We start from the raw sequence: 18,524 nt of genomic DNA, 5'->3' as shown, positions 1-18,524 counted from the left end.
CGAGGATTTCCGTGGCTCGTTTCGCCCCCACGCGCGCCGGCATCATCAACCTCTGGGACTACCGGGACGAGGAGTTCCTCTTCGTCGACGGGTGGCTCGTGCTGCGCGGCCCCAACGGCTCCGGCAAGACGAAGGCGCTGGAGGTGCTGTTTCCGTTCGTGCTGGACGGGCGGATCGAGCCGCGCCGGCTGAACCCGTTCGCCGGCGAGGACCGGACGATGAAGTCGAACCTGCTCTACCGGGGGCAGGAGTCGTCGCACGCGTACGTGTGGATGGAGTTCGGCGACGGCGCCCGGTTCGTGACCATCGGCATCGGGTTGCGGGCGCATCGGCACAACGACCGGGTCACCCGCTGGCATTTCGTGGCCGACGGCCGGGTCGGGGTGGATCTGTCGCTGCTGGACGACGGCGACCGGCCGGTGTCCCGGCGCGACCTGATCGACCGGCTCGGCGCGGAGGCAGTCCGCGACTCGGCCGAGGAGTACCGGCACCTGGTCGACGCCAAGCTGTTCGGGCTGGGACCGGCCCGCTACGAGCAGTTGCTCGACCTGGTGCTGACGTTGCGCAAGCCGCAGCTGGCGAAGGATCTCAATCCGGTGGAGCTCTCCCGCACGCTGCAGCGTGGCCTGCGGCCGGTGGAGGATCACCTGCTGGTCGAGGCGGCGCGCTCGTTCGACGACATGGAGGCGGTCGCCCGTACCCTCGAAGGTTTGATCGCGGCCGATGCCGCGACCACCGCGTTCCTCGCGGTGTACGCCACCTATTTGCGTACGCATGCCCGGGCCGCCGCCGACGCGGTCAGCGCACGCCGCGGCAGCATCGGGGAGCGCCGGGAGGCGCTGACCGCCGCACGGGCCGAGGCGGAAGCCGCGCGGGCCCGGGCCGAGGAGGCCGAGGAGCGGCTGCGTGCCGTGGAGGCCGAGCCGGCCCGCCTGCGCGCGCATCTCGACCGGTTGAAGAGCTCGGCCGCCTACCGGTCGCACGAGCAGCTCGCCGACCTGGAACGACACGTCCACGACCTGGCCGAGGCGGTGCGGCGTGCCGACGAGCTGACCCGCAGTGAGCAGGACAGTTCCGGACGGCGGCGGGCCGAGTCCGAGCGGGCGGCCGTGGCAGCGCACGACGCGCGGGCCAGGGTGGGCCGGGTAGCGGCCGAGCTGGCGTCGGAGGCGGAGGCGGGCGGCCTCGAGTGGGGAACCGGTGATGCGGACCCCGACGGGCTCACCGCGCGGCTGGCCGCCCGGTCGGAGGCCCGCCGCGCCGATCTGCGGGCCGTGCGGCAGCTGGCTGGTCGCCTGGCGGAGGCGGACCGGGAGCATGTGCGGGCGGCCGAGGAGGATCGGAATGCCCGGGCGGCGGTGGAGGACGCGGCCGCCGCGGAGGCGGCGGCCGTCGAGGCTCTCGAGGCGGCACGGGCGGAGACGGCCCAAGCCGTACGCGTCTGGGGCGCGGAGCATGCCGGGCTGCTGACCCGCTTGGACGTGCCCGATCTGCCCGACCGGCTGGCCGAATCGATCATGGACGCTGCGGACGCACCCCCGCTGCGGGAGCTCTACAACGATCGGGTGGCCGAGCCGGTCAGCGCGATCCGCGACCAGGCGGCCGCGCTCGGCTCGCGGGCCGACCGGCTGGCCGCCGAACGCCGGGAGGTGGTCGCAGAACGGGCCGAGATCGCGGCCGAGCAGGACGACGCTCCGCCGCCGTCGCCGACCCGGCCGGCGTCGCGCGAGAACCGCGCGGGCGCGCCCCTGTGGCGTCTCGTCCGCTTCGCGGACGGGATCCCCGAGCGGGAAGCGGCCGGGATCGAAGCGGCCCTGCACGCCGCCGGCCTGCTGGACGCCTGGGTGCACCCGGCCGCCGACGACACCGACCGGGCTCTCGCCGAGGGCGAGCAAGACGCCTACCTCCGGGCCGCCGCGGGCTCCGTCGGTGCCGCGACACTGGCCGACGTGCTGGTGCCCGAGGATCAGGAGATGGTGCCGGCCGAGCGGATCACGGCGCTGCTGCGGGGCATCGGCCTCGCCGACGTGACCGGCCCGTCCGCGGCTACCGCCGGTGGCCACTGGGCGCAGGGATCCGGCGTCGGCCGGTTCGCCAAGGAACGCTGCGAATACATCGGGGCCACCGCGCGGGCCGCCCGGCGGGCCGCCCGGATCGCCGACTGCGACCGGCGGATCGCGGAGCTCGATCACGAGATCGGCGACGTCACGGCCGCCCGGGAGGCCCAGCGACGGCTGCTGGACGCGGTGGACCGGGCGGGCGCGGCGCTGCCGCCGCGCACCGCGATCGCCCGGGCCGAGCGCGATCTGGATCGAGCCGCCACCCTTTCCCGCGTACGGCGTGAGGCGGCGCTCGAAGCCGCAAGCCGGCTCGACGCGGCCGTGGCCGAACGGGCTGCCGCGTCCACCGCGCTACGCCGGGCCGCCGCCGAGCGAATGCTGCCGGTCGAGCGGCTCGACTCGACCGCGGCCGCGCTGGACCGCTTCGACCGGCTCGGTCTGGAGTTGCGGCACGCCCACGACGGCGCGGAACGGACCGCCGCGCTGGCCGACGAAGCCGTCGCGCGGCATGCCGAAGCGGAGGAACGGTACGAGGCGGCCGCCCGGGCGGCGCGCGCGGCACACGCCCGGCACACCGAGAAGGACGAGGAGCTGCGCACCCTGTCGGCGGCGATCGGCAGCGAGGCGAGCCGGGTGCTGGCCGAGGTGGCCGAGACCACGGCGGCCGTGACGGCCGCCGAGCAGGCCCTGGACCAGGCACGAGAGGCGCACAGCCAGGCCCTGCAGAGTCGTGCGGGCGCCTTGGCCCGGGTCGAGGTCGGTGAGCGGGCGGCCTCGGAGGCGGTCGTGGAGGCACGGCGCGAGGCGGTGCGCCTGCGGCCGTACGCCCAAAGTGATCTTTTGGGTCTGATCCGCTGCCCGCCGCACCTGCGCTGGCCCGCCGCCGACGCCGCGGGCGACGATCTCGACCCGGCGGTCGTGCTGCTGCACGAGGCGATCCTCACCGCCACCCGGGAGCTGAGCCCGACCGAGACCTCGCTGAAGCAGAGCGCGACCCGGCTGACCGGCGCGCTCACTGACCTGCAGGCGCAGCTGCCGGCGGCCGGGCTCGACCACCGGCCGGAATGGGACACCGACGAGGGCGTGATCGTCGTACGGGTAGCCGACGAGCAGGGCCTGACCCCGGTCGCGACCTTCGCCGAACGCATCGCGGCCGAACGCCGGGACCAGGAACAACTGCTCACCGAGGCGGAGCAGCGGGTCTTCGAGGACGCCCTGCTGGGCCAGCTCGCCGGGCAGATCCACCGCCGTACGATCGAGGCCCGCGACCTGGTCGACGCGATGGACCGGCAGATGCGCGCCCGCAAGATGTCGTCCGGCCTGACCGTCGGGGTCGGCTGGCGGCTCTCCGACGACCTGGATCCGGAGCAGCGCGAGGTGTGCAAGCTGCTGGAGCGCGATCCCGCCCGGCTGGGGCCGACGCAACTGACGACTCTGCGACGGCACTTCGCGGCACGGATCAAGACCGCCCGGGCCCAGGCGCCGGAGAAGCCCTACCGCGAGCTGCTCGCCGAGGTGCTGGACTATCGGCAGTGGCGGGTCTTCGCGTTCACCCTGCACCGGCCCGGTGGAGTCAGCGAACCGCTGACCCGGGCCCGGCACAGCCAGCTCTCCGGTGGCGAGCAGTCGGTGTCGCTGCACCTGCCGCTGTTCGCCGCGGCGAACGCGCTGTTCGGATCGGCGCGGGCGGACGCGCCCCGGCTGCTCGGCCTGGACGAAGCCTTCGCCGGTGTCGACGACAACGGGCGCGGCGAGCTGATGTCGCTGGCCAAGCAGTTCGACCTGGACCTGTTCATGACCGGGTACGACCTGTGGGCCACCCACCCGGCGGTGACCGGCTGCGCGCACTACGACCTCTCGCACTCCACTGTGGAGCACACGGTCTCGACCGTTCTTCTGGTGTGGGACGGCGCCGCGAACGTGGCCGACTTCGACGGCACGCTTGCCGCCGCGCTGGGCTCACCGACGACCCGCACGGTCGCCGCCGATGCCTGAGCTGCGCTCCGATCCGGGCTGGCGGCGCCTGCTCGCCGCGGCTCGGCGCAGCCTGGAACGTACCGGCGGCAGCCTCGCCGGCTCGATCTCCCTGCCGGCCCCCGACGAGACCGAACGGCATGTCGTCATCGGGGTGACCGGAGTGCACCGGCCCGCCGGCGTCCGCCGGGTCACCGTCCGGCTGGCCGAGCTCGACACCTTCCTGCGGGACGTGCACGGCGTCGGCCTGGCCGAGGCGGTCGGCCCGTTCCGCGACCGGCCGGGTGAGCGCAGCCGGGAGGCCGCCGGGCGCGAAGCAGTGCTGGAGCTCGCCGCCACCAGCCGGCATGCCGGACAGCCGTGGTTCGACGGATGGCTCGCCTCGATGCGCCGCGACGGAACGCTCACCAGGATCGTCCGCGGCGGACTGCCGTTCCGGCACGTGCTGGCGGTCCTGGCGGCCTTGCCGGTTCCCGGCGAGCCGATGCCGGTGTTCGCCGAACGGGTTCTCGGCGACACCAAGGCCCTCACCGACGGCCCGCTGCGCGGGCTCGCCCTGCGGGCGCTGGCCGCCTGGCACGAGATGCCGGCGCCGGCGAGCGCGGAACAGGAACGGGCGCTGTGGGAGCTGGCCGGGGTGGTGCCCGACGACCTGGCCAGCCAGGTGCTGGTCCTCAACGTTCCGGCGGCGGGCGGCCTGCTCGGCGACTGGCTGTCCACCGCCGCGGAGGCACACGTGCCGTTCCGGGTCACCCTGCATCAGGTGCGGGCGGCCCGGTTGGTGGTGCCGGCCGAGGATATTTTCGTGTGCGAGAACCCGGCCGTGCTGCGAGCCGCGGCGGGACGCGCGACGGCGCCGCTGATCTGCACCGAGGGCGCGCCGGCCACCGCGGTCCACGCCCTGCTGGCGTGCCGGGTGCCGGGCGCGGTGTTCAGGTGGCGGAACGACTTCGACTGGACCGGGGTACGGCTCACCGCTTCCGCCCTGGCCCGCTATCCGGATGCCGTGCCATGGCGCATGTCGGGCGCCGACTACCTCGCCGCCGACGGGCCGGGCCTGCCGCTCACCGGCGCCCCCTCGGCCACGCCCTGGGATCCGTCGCTGGCCGAGGCCATGACCGAGGCGGGGCGATCCGTCATGGAGGAACGGCTGATCAACACACTTCTGGCCGATCTCACGACGCCCGGCGGCGCTGGGCCGCGGTAGCTCTCCACGTGGCCGGGGGAACCTAGTGGATCTTCTGGGGTGCCCCGCGGACTTCGAACAACGGGAAGGACGGTCACCGAACCCCGTTGGGGTGACCTCCCCGTCCCGGTCAGGCCTGCCACTCAGCCTGCCGGGTCGAAGAGGCTGGGCTGCGTTGCGACTGGTGTTGTCGGCTTGTCGGTGGGGATGCCGGCGGCTTCGCGGAGGGTTTCGAGGTCTGGCTGGTGGCCGAGGAGCCGTGTGACGAGCGTCGTGAGTAGCAGGGCGGAACCGGCAGTGTCCCAGAGGGCTCGGTGCGGGATGCTGCCTGGTGCGAGTCGGTGTACCTGGTTGGTGAGTTCGTACCGTTCGAGCAGGGCAGTGAGGCCGTGTTGGGCTTTCGGGTCGATCGTGCGGGCTAGGTGGAGGGTGTCGATGAGTCCGGCCGGGGTGACGGTCGGACAGCGGCGGTGAAGGAGGCGCCAGTCGACGCCCACGTTGTGGCCGACGAGATACCTCCCGTCGATCCGGTCGGCGAGCCCGGGTTCGACGGCCGCGATCGTAGGCGCTGTGCGGAGACTCCCGTCGGTGAGCCCAGGCGAGATCCATGGTCTGCGAGGGATCGGGCGTTGGGGGTTGACCAGGGTGCAGTAGGCCCTGCTCATGTCGGGTTGCCAGTCGACGATGGGCACGAGGGCGATCTCGAGGATGGCTTCGTGGTCGCGGTCTTGGGCGCCGCTGCCTTCGAGGTCGATCGCGACGAGTTCCACCTGTCTGCACCTCCGTGCCGAGTGTTCCATGACGGTCGCCGGCTGCGCCGCGTCCGGGACCGTATCGGTGGGGTCAGTCATCCTCGTAGCGGGTGGCGTTCTCGAAGTATTCGCGGATTTCGGCGAGGGCGGCGACCTGGGCGGGGTTGGCGGCGTGGCCGTTGAGGGAGCGGCCGTGGGCGTGCAGGTAGTGGGGTTGGTCGATTTCCCAGATCTGGTGTCGCAGGGTGTGCTGCATGGCGTAGCGGCGTTGTTCGCCGAGGCCGTGGGTCCAGACGTGGCCGTCTTCGATGAGGTAGTCGGTGGTGTAGGCGAGGTGAGCAAGGACGGCGTCCATGTCGGCGGGCGTTGGTTCTCGGTGATCGTCGGCGCAGCGTTGCTGCTGGGCGGCGGGGCAAATGTCGCAGAGTTCGCGGACGCCCCAGTGGCCGTTGTAGTCGGGGGCGGCGTGGGTGTAGGCGACGCCGCAGGAGGTCTTGCGGAACAGCGGGGTGGTGATGCCGGAGGCGCGCCAGGCGGCGACGACGCGGGCGTCGAGTTCAGCGGGCATGACTTTGCGGCGGGCGTAGTCGTCGGCGTAGGGCACGTCGACGCCGAGGTGGCGCAGGTGGTCGGCGTTTTCGGGTTTGTGGTAATAGCCGGTGAACACGATGGCGTCGACGTCGCGGCCGGAGTCGAGGACATGGGCCATGGTGTCGGGGGTGTCGTTCCAGCCAGGGACGATGGGCCGCCAGTAGAGCACCACTCCGGTTCGATTCTTGTGGCTGGTGGCGGTGCGGATCGAGCTGAGAGTGGTGTTGGTCTTGGCGATCGGCTCGATGCGGGGGTCGGTGATGCCGGAGTAGGTAAACAACAGCGTGACTCGGAGGTGGCGTAGCCGTTCGAGGACTGCCATGTCGGCGGCGGTGACCTTGAACCGGGTGATGACCAGGACGTGGTTGGTGAAGCCGCGCTTGTCGAGGGTTTGCAGGACCTGGAACAGGTGGGGTTTGACGCCGGGGAGGAACGGGTCGGTGGCCTTGTTGAACAGCTGGATCGGGGTGATGTGGGGTTGGAAGGCGTGGTGATTGACCAACTGCTCGATGGCCTGGTTGGTGGGGCAGAGCAGGTGAGGGATCTTGACATCGTAGTTGGCCCAGAAATGGCGTACGCAGTATCCGCAGTCGAGGGGGCAGCCGATGATGTGGTTCAGAGACAGGCCGGATTTGCGGTAGCCGACGATAAGCGCCATATACGGGTCAAGGCTGGCTTTGGCCTGCTCGGACAGCATGGGCAGCAGGCGCGGGCCGGTAGCGATCGTCACGATTGACCTCCTTGCGTGGGCGGGTGCAGCAGGTGCCGGTGGGCCGGGCCGTACCAGATGCCAAATTCGCGTTCGGCTCCGCCGGGGTCGTCGGAGGAGTGGATGACGTTCGCGATGAGCCGCTGCTCGGCTTGGGCCTGGCACAGCGAGTCCTGTCCGAAGCGGCCACGGATAGTCAGCAGGCCGGCGTGGGTGGGGTCGTAGTGGCCGAGCAGGTCGCGCAGGCGGGGCGCGGCGTTGGGGGCGTAGCCGAGGGCGATGCCGACGCGGCGGCCGACGTAGGTGCGGCGTAGATCAGCGGGGACGTCGACCCAGGTGAAATGGGCGCGTCGGGTGGTGAGCAGGTCGTCGTAGTGGGCGAAGATCTGCTGCTCGGTGGGGGTAACCAGGCGCTGGTCGACGAGGGTGACTTCGGTGCTGACCCAGGTGAGGACGGGTTCGACGAGGCTGCGAGCGATGCAGTCGGGTTTGAGGAGTACGACGGTCCAGCGGGTCCAGTCGACGTCGATGGCGGCGGTCACGGTGTCACTCCGGCGGGCATCCGATCAGGCCAGCGCTGCTCGACCAGCCAGCGATGGCCTGGCCGGAGCAGGGCGAGCGCTTCCGGGCTGACGGGCTGGTCGGGGTGGTGGGTGAGCTGCCGGTGGACCTCGAACAGCGCGATGACCTGCGACCAGTAGGAGTCCAGATCGACCGCATCGGCGGTGTAGATGGTCTGGTTACGCCGGAGCTTTTCTTCCCAGGCCAGGACGGTCTGCAGGTCGTCCCAGCCGGCGGTGGAAGGCATGGTCGCGTGGCCGAGGTCGGGGCGGGTCGGTTCGGCGAGGATGCGTTCGACCTTGGCGAGGTCGAGGGTGTTTATATGCATGGACCCGACGTGGTGGGCGTAGGTGCCGACCTCGACGTCGAGCAGGCGGGCCGCGAATTCCTGGATGAAGGTGAAGGCAAACGTGTCGCCGTACAGGCCGATCATGGCGTCGTTGCCCCGCATGTAGGCGATGGCGTGCAACCGCCCGGCGCGGAGCATGAACTGCAGGCCGAGGGTGCAGGCGACATCCGGGTTGGCGGGGTCGGCCAGTTCGTCCGGCCGCATGATCAGCATGGTGGCGCGTTTGGTGTCCGGGTCGTCGCCCAACATCGCCAAGACCCGGTCGAACTGTGACTGGCCGTCTGGGCCGATACGGGCGAACAGGCGAGGACCGTACGCGGTGCCGGTCAGCGTGGTGCCGTTCTCGGAAAGTCCACGCAGCCTCGGGGCGTAGTGGGCGACCATGTCGAGGTCGTCGTGGCCGGACAGGTACCAAAGCGCCTCGGCGTGGTTGAAGACGATGTTCCCCCGGCGGGCGGCCAGGTACGGGGTGCGGGCGACGGGGTCGCCAATGGTGAAGCTGACGTTCGGGGTTTCGATCGCGGTCTTGCCCCTGGTGACCGTGAAGTGGCGGGGTTGGTCGTGGATCTCGCGCAGGACGGCGAGGTACGCGTCAGTGAAGGTGCCGAAGACCGGGCCGGTGATCATGACAGTCCTTCCAGGACCGTGAGAGCGGCGGCGACCTGGGCAGAGCAGCGGAACGGCTCCAGCAGGGGCAGGCAGCCGGCGATCAGGTCGGCGTGCTCGGCGCTGCCGGCGATCGACTGAATCCAAATGAGCTTGTCGATCACGTCCTTGCCGGTGGTGACTTGCAGGTCGCGGGGTGCGTAGGCATCGGCGAACCGGATCTCGGCCGGGGTCAGGGGAAGGCAGCCGGCGAGTAGCGCTTCGAACCAGCGGGAAGTCATGTGTCCGGCGTGTGCGTACCGGTCAGGCAGCAGCAACACGGTGGCCAGGGCGCGGCGGTGAAGGTCCTCGACCTGCGTGAAGCCGCATCGGCCGGTGAACCGCACGTGGGGCCAACGCTGGGTTCGGGTCCATTTCCCCGCGACTTGGTGGGGCAGGCATGCCGCGGCGGGGGCGAAGTAGCGGTCGAATGCCTCGTCACGGTCGTACTGGTTTCCGACGTAGACCAGCGGAAGCGGACGGGAGAGGCTGGCGAGCAGTTTCGGGTCTGCGGTGTCCAGCAGCGCATCGGGCACTGGGCAGGACAGCGACACCGCGCCGGGCGTCGGCGTGAGGGCGAACTCGCCGACCATGACGTTGGTCAGCAGCCGCCGAGGGTCGTCGCCGGGGAGTTGCCGGTCGAGATCCCAGATCAACGTCGGTATGCCGGATTTCGTGTAGTGGTCGAACAGGTCGGTCTGCCGGTGCAGGTCACAGGTGTGCCCGGCAGCGTCGCAGTCGGTGGTGTTGCGGCCGGGCAGCGGCCACCGCCACTCGTACACGATCGCGTCGAGGTCAGGGAAGCCCGGATCCCAGCGGTAGCGACCCCGCGGTGTCTGCCCGGCCTCGGTCAGGTCGCGGTCGGGTTGGAGGAACACGACCGCGTGACCGGCGGCGATGAGCCCGTCGACGAACGGCCGCCGGAAGGCGCGGGAGCCGTCCGGGGTGTCCACGATGCCGTGGCCGAGGAAACCCCACATGCTGTAGCCGATACGCATGCATCGAGCAGACCCAACCGGTCCGGGTTTCGGGCAGGGGGTGGATGCGGACAACCGGCCTGTCCCCATCGCGGGTGACGGCGTCGTCTCGTGTCCGCGGTTTCATCGACAATAGACGTTTCCCGTTCGGTCCGATGGTGGTGGCGATGGGTCAGACCCCCAAGCAGTTGCAGCCGGCCCTGTCCGTGCTGCATTTCTTCGGGGCCGAAGTCCGGCGTCTCCGCCTGGCTCGGGGCATGTCGCAGGCTGATCTCGGCGCCGCGTTGTTCGTACACAAGGATCTGGTCCGCAAGATCGAGTCGGCGGAGCGGATGCCCACCGACGACTTGGTCGACGCCTGCGACCGAGTCCTGGGCGCCGATGGCGGTCTGTGCCGGCTCCTGCCGATCCTGCACCGGGAGCGAGTGCTCCGGCTGACCCGCGACACTGTCGGCGCGACGGCCGCGTTCCGGTCCGAGGCGACGGACCGGCCCGTGCTGGACTGGCTGCTGTCGACGACTCGCGACGCCCGGCGGGCCCGGGACGGTGATGACCGGTCTACCGCGGACCGGCTCCGTGACCTTCGCGGCGCAGACCACCGGCACGGCGCCGGATCCACCTACCCCGACCTCGTCGGCGTGCTCACGGATCTCGACGACCTGACCATCCGGGCGCCGCAGCTCGCGACCGGATGCCTCGAACTCGCCGGCTACGACGCGGTCGACCTCGGCGACGACGGACTCGCCCAACAGCACTATCTGCGAGCGTTGGATATCGCGACGAGGTCCGCAGATCGTCTCTATGGCGGCTACCTCATCGCGGTCAGCCTCGCCCACCTCGCCCTGCACTGTGGCGACCCGGATCAAGCCGCCCGGCTTGCCGCCGCCGCGCTACGCGGCACAGAACACGCCAGCACCCCGGCGGTACGGGCCGCTTGCCGTACGGTGCTGGCTCGCGCCTACGCCCGGCGCGGCGACGAACCCGCCTGCGCCAGCGCCCTGTTGCAGGCCGAAGCCGACCTGGCCCGCAGCCGGCCCGGCGACGAGCCGGCCTGGATCGGCTACTTCGGGGAAGCGGACCTGACCGACGAGAAAGCACACTGCTTCTTCGACCTCGGTCTGCACGAACTCGCCCAACGCGAGGCCACTCGAGCCGTCGACCTGCTCGAACCCCACCGGGTCCGCAGGTTGGCCATCGACACCGCCCTGCACGCCACCTCCCTGGCCCGCAGCCGTCAGATCGAACACGCCTGCGCGATGGCCCGCCAGGCGATCGACCACGCCGCGACCGTCGCGTCGTTCCGCGCCGCCCACCGCATCGTGCTCATGCTGGCCGAACTCCAACCGGACTTCGACCAGCCTGAGGTACAGGCGGTCACCGAGTACGCGCGACTCCGGCTGCCGGTGCTGTTCAGCCCGGCACCGGTAGGCCGGCGTCCTTGAGCACGCTCCGGTAGGCGTCAAGCTCCGCCTCCAACGCCGCCACCAGCCCGGTCCCGGACACGTAGTGCCCGACGTTCTCCAGCGCCAACAGGCCGGCCAACAGGCCGCGCCCGCGCAGCCCTTCCGCCAACTCGATCGTGTCACCGATGGCGACGATCTCATCCCGTACGCCGTGGATCAGCAGCACCGGCCGGCGCACCTGGTCGGCTCGGACCGTCGAATCGGGCGAGGCCAGGATCGCGGCGTGCGGCCGCTGGAACCTCGGCGCCGTCGTCATCCACCGCAGCGGATCGACGATCGCCGACCGGGCCACCGCCATCGCGAACGGCCCGTCCTCGCTGACCGCCCGCAACGCCGTATAGCCGCCCGCGCTGGCCCCGGAGATGAACACCGCACCCGGTATCGCTCTGCCGGTGTCGATCATATGCTCGGCTACAGCACGACAATCCGCCACGTCGACTCGGCCCCACTGCCCGTCGAGACCCTTCCGGAACGCACGCCCGTAGCCGGTGCTGCCCCGATAGTCGACATGGACCACCGCGAACCCCCGGCTGGTGAAGAACTGCACCTCACCGTCCAGCCGAAGATCGCTGTGGTAGGTCGGCCCCGCATGCGGGCGCACGATCACCGGCGCAGGACCGGCATCACCGGACGGCGGGTAGAGGATTGCCGTCACCTGGGCACCGCCGGACTGGACCTCAATCAGTTGCGGCACCGACACGTCATCGAACCGGTGATCCGCGCCGGCTCGGACCACCTCGACCCGGCCGGAGCCATCCGTGCTGACCAGCGCGATCTCCTGCATCCGAGTCGGCGAGGACCCGATCACCGCGACCCGGTCACCCACCACCGCCAGAAACGGCTTGATCGACGTGTACGGCACAGGCAGCCGCACTACCGCGCCGGAGGACACCACCGCCAGCTCGTGCACCGGGCCTCGCTGGATGGTCATCACGATCCGCCCGTCCGGCAGGATCGCGTAGTTGGCGTAGCCGGACTCCCACGGTGCGGTCGCACACTCAGCCTCGACCGGGGCGACCGGCTCGGTCCGCCCGTCGCGCCACCGGTAGAGATTCCACCACCCGGTCCGGTCCGACATGAAATACAGCCACCCATCGACGCCCCACTGCGGCTGGAACGCCGACTCGTCCGGTCCGCCGGCCACGCGCACGAGGCCCACCGGCTGCCCATCAGGCAGGTAGCTGGCCGCCCAGACCTCGCTGGAATCCCACGGCATCACACTCCGGCCCCAGCGCACCCAGGCCAGCCGTTCCCCGGACACTCTTGGTGAAGCGAGGAACCCGTCCGTCGCCTCCAGAACCCGGAGCCGTCCGGACGACATCTCGACCGCGACGAGCTCATCCCCGTTGGCGTCTTCCCGGACGCCCAGCAGCTCGAATCCGGACCAGGTCAAATCCCCATAGGTATGCGCGGTGGCAGACACCGTCCCAGCGCCGATGAGCTGCCCCGATTCCCCGTTCACCCGCACGACCTCACCCGACGGCAAGACCGCGTACGGCATCCCCCCGTAGGCGTGTAAGCCGCTGCCCACATCGTCACCGGGCAGAGCGGCGACCGACCCAGCCGACCAGGTCACCACCGCGTCCCGGTCGGCGTCCGGAGACGACTCCACCCAGTACAACGCGCCGCCGATGCTGGTCAGCCAGTCGTATGAGACACCCGCGCGGGCGACGTCGACAGCCGTCGGCGCTGATTCCCGCCCGTCGTCGATCACCAACGCCTCCACTCCGCTCCGCAAGCCGGCGACAGATGCGGACACCGCCAGTGTCCGCGTCCTACCGCTGGCGGCAACCTCGACCCACCGGATGAATGGAACCCATCACCTCACCGCTGTATCCGCCGCCCAGGCTGCGGCGGTGAGCGACACCGGCGGGCTCGCCAGCCCCGAGCAAGCAACCTGGCGAGCCCGCCCCTTCAACACCATCGCCCACAACCACGCGTCGGCGACCGCAAGCCCGAGGGGGATGTCACCCATGACGACAACCACGAACCGCCTCGTCCGCGGAGGTGAATCCCCATGGTGGTGATAGCGGCAATGTGCGCGCTCCTGGTGGGGTTCCTCGCGGGGTTGATCAGTTTCAAGGTCAAGAGCCGGTGGTGCCCGCAGTGCGGCGCGATGACCACGGCCGACTTGCCCGCGGCGGTCAATCCGCTACGCCCAGTGGGCACGCCGAGTTGGGCGACGCTACCGACGCAACCGGCTACTCGGCGACGACCGCCCGGAGGATGTCGACCTTCGCGGCCCGGCGCGCCGGGGCGATCGCGGCGACGACACCCGCGAGAGCCGCGACGAGCGCGCACACGACCGGCTGGGCAATCGGCACGTCGACCGTGACGATGCCGAGGGACGCCAGCGCTCGCGAGAACGCCGCGCCGAACGCCAGGCCCAGCACCAGTCCGAGGACGGCGCCGACCGCGGCGATGAGCACCGCCTCCCAGCGGACCGCCGACCGTACCTGTCGGCGGGTCATGCCGACCGCCCGCAGCAGGCCCAGCTCGCGGGTGCGTTCCAGCACCGACAGCGCCAGGGTGTTGACCACGCCCAGAAGCGCGATCACGACAGCCAGCAGCAGCATCACGTAGACCATGCCGAGCAACTGGTCCACGCTCTTGCGCTGGGTCTCTTTCAGATCGCCGGCATCCGAGATCGCGACGTTCGGGTACTCGGCCAGCGCCGTCGTGGCGAGCTGCTTGATCCGCGCGGTGCCGACGCCGTCCTTCGCGGCCACGAGCACGGCGATGTCGAGCCGGTCACTGAAGTTCGCGTTGTAGGTGTCCAGGCCGACCACGTAGGGCGTGCCGATGAGCGTGGTGTCGGTGAACGTGCCGATCACCCGGAGCCGGTGATCGCCAGTCTGAGCGAACGTGACGGTCAGGGGAGAGCCGACCCGCAGCCCCTTCGCCTTGGCGATGTCGGCCGACAGCAGGATCCCGTCGGCCCCGAGCGCGCCGACCGAGCCGGAGGCGACGCCGAGGTCGGCCACCCGGTCGACGGTGGCCGGGTCGATGGCGGCCACCGGCGCGGTCGTGCCGTCGATCCGCGCCATCCCCCAGCGCATCTCCGATACCGTGCCGGCCTCCGGCAGCGCGCGCAGCTTGTCGGCGACGCCGGCCGGGATGCCGGCCGCGAACTGGCTGCCGGCCTTGAGGATCAGATCGGCCTTGCTGGCCCGGTCGAGCACGTCCCCGACCGATGCCTTGATCGACGATGCGACCACCGTCACGGCGACGACGAGCGCGAGCCCGATGACGAGCGCGGTCGCTGTCGAGGCGGTGCGGCGCGGGGACCGGGCAGCGTTGAGCCGGCCCATGCCACCGGTGACGCTGCGGGAGATCGGGGCTCCGAGCACGCGTACCAGAGGCCGGACGGCGACCGGGGCCAGCATCAGCACGCCCGCGAAGGTCGCCAGCGTGCCAAGGCCCGCCGCAGCCGTCTGGGAGTCCGCGCTGATCGCCCGGGCCAGGCCGGCCACTCCCCCGGCGAGCAACAGGCCGCCGGCCACGACCCGAGCCCGGGCGATGCCCTTGACCGGGGCGGCCGCCTCGCGCAGCGCCGCGATCGGCGCGATCCGGGTGGCGCGCCAGGCCGGCACGAGGGCGGCGACCAGCGTGACGAGCACGCCGACGGCGAAGGCGGCGAGCACCGTACGGGGATGCAGCTGCAATGCCGTGCTCGGCATCTCCATGCCGACCGCGCCGAGCAGCCCGCGCAGGCCGGCGGCGACCGCCAGCCCGAGGCCGAGCCCGAGGGCCGCGGCGACCAGGCCGACGACGAGGGCCTCGGTCAGGACGCTGGCCAGGATCTGCCGGCGCCCGGCGCCGATCGCCCGCAGCAGGGCGTGCTCGCGGCCGCGCTGGGCGACCAGGACCGAGAACGTGTTCCAGATGATGAAGGAGCCGACCAGCAGTGATACCGCCGCGAAGCCGAGGAAAATCTTGGTGAACATGCCCAGTGCGCTCTGGACCGACTTGCTGGCCTCGCCGACGACCGTCGCGCCGGTCACCGCTTCGAGACCGGCCGGCAGCACGCCGGCGATCCGGGAGCGCAGCTGGTCCGGGGTGATCCCGGGCTCCGCGCGTACGTCGATCTGGTCGTACTGCCCGACCTTGCCAGCAGCTGCTCGGTTGGGTGGGCCGCGACGCCGAATTCATCGCCGGGCACGTCGCTGCCGCGGCCCTGTTCGCACGCCGTTCCGCGGGCGTACCGCGACGGTCGAATCCTGGGCTAGCGCCGGCCGCCCGGCGTGCGCCGATTACTGGGTGAGCACCGCCTGACGGAAGCCGCCTTCCGGGTCCGGATCCAGGTCCAGATTGATCAGATCTCGGCCCTTCATCCAGCGCTGGGTCACTTCGTACATCTCTTTCGTGTACGGCGAGAAGACGATCCGCTCACCGGGCCCGAAGCGCCGCACGTCGGCGACTTCGGCGAGGTCTTCGGGCAGCTCGCGTAGCCAGTACCGCTTGTACCGCTCCGGCTCCAGATCGATATCCCGCTGGGCCTTCTCCAGGGCCCGGAAATACCGCCGGACGTCCTCCGGATCGGCCGAGTTGGCGATGAGGAAGCCCATGACGAACGTGCTGTCCAGGAGCTTGCGGTAACCAAGTTGCTCGAGAAGGTAATACTGGGCGCCGAACACGTTCGCCGCCGGCACCTCACCCCGCATCATCAGCCGGACCCGGTCGTTCGGCAGTCCCGAGAACGCGAGCTGGATCTGCGACGGTTCCAGGAACGGTTCCAGGGCTTGGATCGCCGAGTAGTGGCTACCGGAGTGGTAGCCGACCGCCACCGACACCCCGGCCAGGTCCTCCGGACGCCGGTATGCGGAGTCCGGCGCCACGAATATGCCCGCCGGCGACACCGAGTACGCGTGGCCCCACATCTTGCCGGCGCCCTCCGCCGCCACGGCATTCACCGCCCAGTGGCAGGCGGCGGAGACGTCACACGCCCGCCCCTTCTCCATGTCTTCGAATGCTCCACGCTGCAGCTCGACCGGCACGGCATCCGCCGGCTGCACCGCGGACGTGGTGATCGAACTGCCCGCGAACCCGGCGGCCATGAACTCGTAATCGAGGCCCTCGTCGCCGAAGTAGCCGTGCTCTTCGGCCACCCACTCCTGCAACCTCACGTGCGGTTGAATGACGAATTTGCCCATCATCTGCCTCCCGCCAATCGGTACTGGTCGATCCCGGAATTGGAGATGTTCCGAGGCTACGTTCGGTGGGTGGCGGCCACAACGGGGCCAGAGAGGCGCCTACCAACATGCAGGCGCCTGATGCGCCCGCAGCAGCGCCACTTTCGCGGAGTCCGGCCCGGTCACCGCCGCCTCGTCCGGCGACCAGCGGTCGCCGACGGGAGAGGGCACCAATCGGCCGATTGCGATCGGTAAATCCAATCGGAACTGTGGAGGGACCGCACCGAGGCGGCTGAGAGGGGCATCGCGTGGGACTTACCAGGCGCACGATCCTCAGGGGCGCGCTCGGCGCGGCCGGGTTCACCGTTGCCGGAGCTGTGGATCCACTTACTCAGCGAGCCGCATCCGCAGGCGTCAACTCAGGCGCCAGTACGACTCTGACCCGCACCATCGTCCGGGGCGCGGCCGGCGCCGGCGGCTACGCGCCGTTGACTGCCGCGGCCGGCGAGCCTTTCCTGTTTCGCGGGGACCTGGCCGGCGTGCCCCGCCATGCCTGCCGCCGGCGGCGGGTGCTGACCTGCTTCGCGCAGCTCACCGACGTACATGTGATGGACGTGCAGTCGCCGGCCCGGTTCGAGTATCTCGATCAGTACAGCGCCGTCCCGGGCCTGTCGGATCTCGAAAGCGCCTACCGTCCACAGGAATTGCTGAGCGCCCAGGTGGCGGACGCGATGGTGGCCCAGTTGCGCCGGGTGCGCCGCGGCCCGGCGACCGGCGCGCCGGTGCGGTTCGCCGTGGTCACCGGGGACAACACCGACAACTGCCAGTTCAACGAGCTGCGCTGGTACATCGACCTGCTCGACGGCGGCCCGATCAGGCCGGATTCCGGGGACCCCGGACGGTACGAGGGCGTCATGGACGATGTGGCGCCGGACCCCTCCTTCTGGCATCCGGAGAGCGGGTTCGGCGTGCCCACCGCGGCGTACGGGTTCCCGCGCGTGCCCGGCCTGCTCGATGCGGCCCGCGCGCCGTTCCGGGCGGCCGGTCTGGACCTGCCGTGGTATGCCGTCTACGGCAACCACGACGGCCTGGTCCAGGGCAACGTACCCGGCAACGACCTGCTCCGACAGATCGCGATCGGCCCGGTGAAACTGACCAGCCTGCCGCCGTCGATCCTGGCGGCCCCGCTTTCCACGCAGGTGCAATTCATTGCCGGGCTGCTGCGGCTGGATCCGGCCGCGGTGGCGAAGCAGCTGGCCGAAGGCGGCCGGCGATTCGTCACCCCCGATGCCCAACGGCGGATCGTGGACCGCGCCACCACCATCGGCGAGCATTTCAAGACCACCGGAGGCCCGGTCGGGCACGGATTCACCGCCGCGAACCTGGCCGCCGGCACGGCCTACTACGCGTTCGACCGAGGACCGGTACGCGGCATCGTGCTGGACACCGTCACGAGCAGCGGCGGTTCCGAGGGGTCGATGGACCCGGTGCAGTTCGCCTGGCTGGAGGCGCAGTTGCGGGCGGCGAGCAGCCAATGGCTGGCCCCGTCGGGCGAGATCGTGCGCCGCCGCCGCGGCGGCCCGGACCGGTACGTCATGATCTTCAGTCATCACACCATCGAGACGATGACCAACGTGACCGACGGCAGCGGCCGGCTCGGCGGCCCGCAGGTGCGGGACCTGCTGCTGCGATACCCGAACGTGATCGCCTGGGTGAACGGCCATACCCACCGCAACCAGGTGTCGTCGCACGCCCGCCCGTCCGAGGCGGCCATCGGCGGCGGCTTCTGGGAGATCAACACAGCAGCGCACATCGACTGGCCGCAGCAGTCCAGGATCGTCGAACTGGCCAACAACCTGGACGGCACCCTGTCGATCTTCTGCACGATCATCGACCACAGCGGCCCGATCTCCCGGGGCAGCCGGCTGACCGAGACGGCCAAGCTGGCCTCGCTGTCCCGAGAGCTGGCTGCCAACGACGTGCCGAACCGAACGGACGCCCGCCGCGGCGACCTCTCGGACCGCAACGTGGAACTGCTCCTGCCGAACCCGAGCTCTGCGCACAGCCGGCATCGCGCCCCGGCCGCCGCGATCAGCGGGAGCTGACCGGCACGCCCTGGGGCATG

The 18,524-nt window shown here is 70.9% G+C and carries 12 protein-coding genes; 4 read left to right on the top strand and 8 right to left on the bottom strand.

Going from position 1 to position 18,524, the window contains the following annotated elements:
• Positions 1–11: 11 nt before the first annotated feature.
• A complete protein-coding gene (locus ACFQS1_RS07380; RefSeq protein WP_378965395.1) occupies positions 12–4,055 on the top strand; it encodes a TIGR02680 family protein in 4,044 nt (1,347 codons plus the stop codon).
• Entirely contained in the window at positions 4,048–5,241 is a 1,194-nt protein-coding gene (locus ACFQS1_RS07375; RefSeq protein WP_378965393.1) for a TIGR02679 family protein, read from the top strand. Before ACFQS1_RS07380 ends, ACFQS1_RS07375 begins: the two co-directional genes overlap by 8 nt.
• A gap of 122 nt (positions 5,242–5,363) precedes the next feature.
• On the opposite strand, the gene ACFQS1_RS07370 is transcribed toward ACFQS1_RS07375, so the two are convergent.
• The 5 genes from ACFQS1_RS07370 to ACFQS1_RS07350 all read right to left on the bottom strand — a co-directional run bounded on the left by ACFQS1_RS07370 (position 5,364) and on the right by ACFQS1_RS07350 (position 9,825).
• A complete protein-coding gene (locus ACFQS1_RS07370) occupies positions 5,364–5,990 on the bottom strand; it encodes a 3'-5' exonuclease (RefSeq protein ID WP_378965392.1) in 627 nt (208 codons plus the stop codon).
• 73 nt (positions 5,991–6,063) lie between these two features.
• Positions 6,064–7,293 carry a hypothetical protein gene (locus ACFQS1_RS07365; RefSeq protein WP_378965391.1) on the bottom strand — a complete coding sequence of 410 codons (1,230 nt, stop codon included), beginning with the start codon at positions 7,291–7,293 and terminating at the stop codon, positions 6,064–6,066.
• Positions 7,290–7,814 carry a nucleoside-diphosphate kinase gene (locus ACFQS1_RS07360; RefSeq protein ID WP_378965390.1) on the bottom strand — a complete coding sequence of 175 codons (525 nt, stop codon included), beginning with the start codon at positions 7,812–7,814 and terminating at the stop codon, positions 7,290–7,292. Before ACFQS1_RS07360 ends, ACFQS1_RS07365 begins: the two co-directional genes overlap by 4 nt.
• The gene (locus ACFQS1_RS07355) at positions 7,811–8,809 is read right to left on the bottom strand and encodes a thymidylate synthase (protein WP_378965389.1); all 999 of its coding nucleotides are present in this window, start codon (positions 8,807–8,809) and stop codon (positions 7,811–7,813) included. Before ACFQS1_RS07355 ends, ACFQS1_RS07360 begins: the two co-directional genes overlap by 4 nt.
• Entirely contained in the window at positions 8,806–9,825 is a 1,020-nt protein-coding gene (locus tag ACFQS1_RS07350) for a CgeB family protein (RefSeq protein ID WP_378965388.1), read from the bottom strand. The genes ACFQS1_RS07355 and ACFQS1_RS07350 overlap by 4 nt, the downstream gene beginning before the upstream one ends.
• 146 nt (positions 9,826–9,971) lie before the next feature.
• On the opposite strand from ACFQS1_RS07350, the gene ACFQS1_RS07345 reads away from it, so the two are divergent.
• Positions 9,972–11,246 carry a helix-turn-helix domain-containing protein gene (locus ACFQS1_RS07345; RefSeq protein WP_378965387.1) on the top strand — a complete coding sequence of 425 codons (1,275 nt, stop codon included), beginning with the start codon at positions 9,972–9,974 and terminating at the stop codon, positions 11,244–11,246.
• On the opposite strand, the gene ACFQS1_RS07340 is transcribed toward ACFQS1_RS07345, so the two are convergent.
• From ACFQS1_RS07340 to ACFQS1_RS07330, 3 genes are all read right to left on the bottom strand, one after another.
• Positions 11,215–12,981 (bottom strand): S9 family peptidase, encoded by a 1,767-nt coding sequence (locus ACFQS1_RS07340; RefSeq protein ID WP_378965431.1) that lies wholly within the window; start codon positions 12,979–12,981, stop codon positions 11,215–11,217. The two genes, ACFQS1_RS07345 and ACFQS1_RS07340, sit on opposite strands and share 32 nt — an antisense overlap.
• A 487-nt stretch (positions 12,982–13,468) precedes the next feature.
• Positions 13,469–15,295 carry an ABC transporter permease gene (locus ACFQS1_RS07335; protein WP_378965386.1) on the bottom strand — a complete coding sequence of 609 codons (1,827 nt, stop codon included), beginning with the start codon at positions 15,293–15,295 and terminating at the stop codon, positions 13,469–13,471.
• A gap of 225 nt (positions 15,296–15,520) precedes the next feature.
• Positions 15,521–16,393 (bottom strand): ABC transporter substrate-binding protein, encoded by an 873-nt coding sequence (locus ACFQS1_RS07330; RefSeq protein ID WP_378965384.1) that lies wholly within the window; start codon positions 16,391–16,393, stop codon positions 15,521–15,523.
• A 383-nt stretch (positions 16,394–16,776) separates the two neighbouring features.
• On the opposite strand from ACFQS1_RS07330, the gene ACFQS1_RS07325 reads away from it, so the two are divergent.
• On the top strand, positions 16,777–18,504 hold the full coding sequence (locus ACFQS1_RS07325; RefSeq protein ID WP_378965383.1) for a TIGR03767 family metallophosphoesterase: 1,728 nt from the start codon (positions 16,777–16,779) through the stop codon (positions 18,502–18,504).
• Positions 18,505–18,524: the final 20 nt, after the last annotated feature.

It is taken from the genome of Paractinoplanes rhizophilus (genome assembly GCF_042664765.1).
GTDB classification, from domain to species: Bacteria; Actinomycetota; Actinomycetes; order Mycobacteriales; family Micromonosporaceae; genus Actinoplanes; species Actinoplanes rhizophilus.
Note: the sequence above shows the minus strand (reverse complement) of the source record. Positions and strands in the feature narration are given on the sequence as shown.

Coding starts and splice junctions, on each gene's coding strand:
- ACFQS1_RS07375 (WP_378965393.1), top strand. CDS start 4,048: ATGCCTGAGCTGCGCTCCGATCCGGGCTGGCGGCGCCTGCTCGCCGCG.
- ACFQS1_RS07355 (WP_378965389.1), bottom strand. CDS start 8,809: ATGATCACCGGCCCGGTCTTCGGCACCTTCACTGACGCGTACCTCGCC.
- ACFQS1_RS07350 (WP_378965388.1), bottom strand. CDS start 9,825: ATGCGTATCGGCTACAGCATGTGGGGTTTCCTCGGCCACGGCATCGTG.
- ACFQS1_RS07345 (WP_378965387.1), top strand. CDS start 9,972: ATGGGTCAGACCCCCAAGCAGTTGCAGCCGGCCCTGTCCGTGCTGCAT.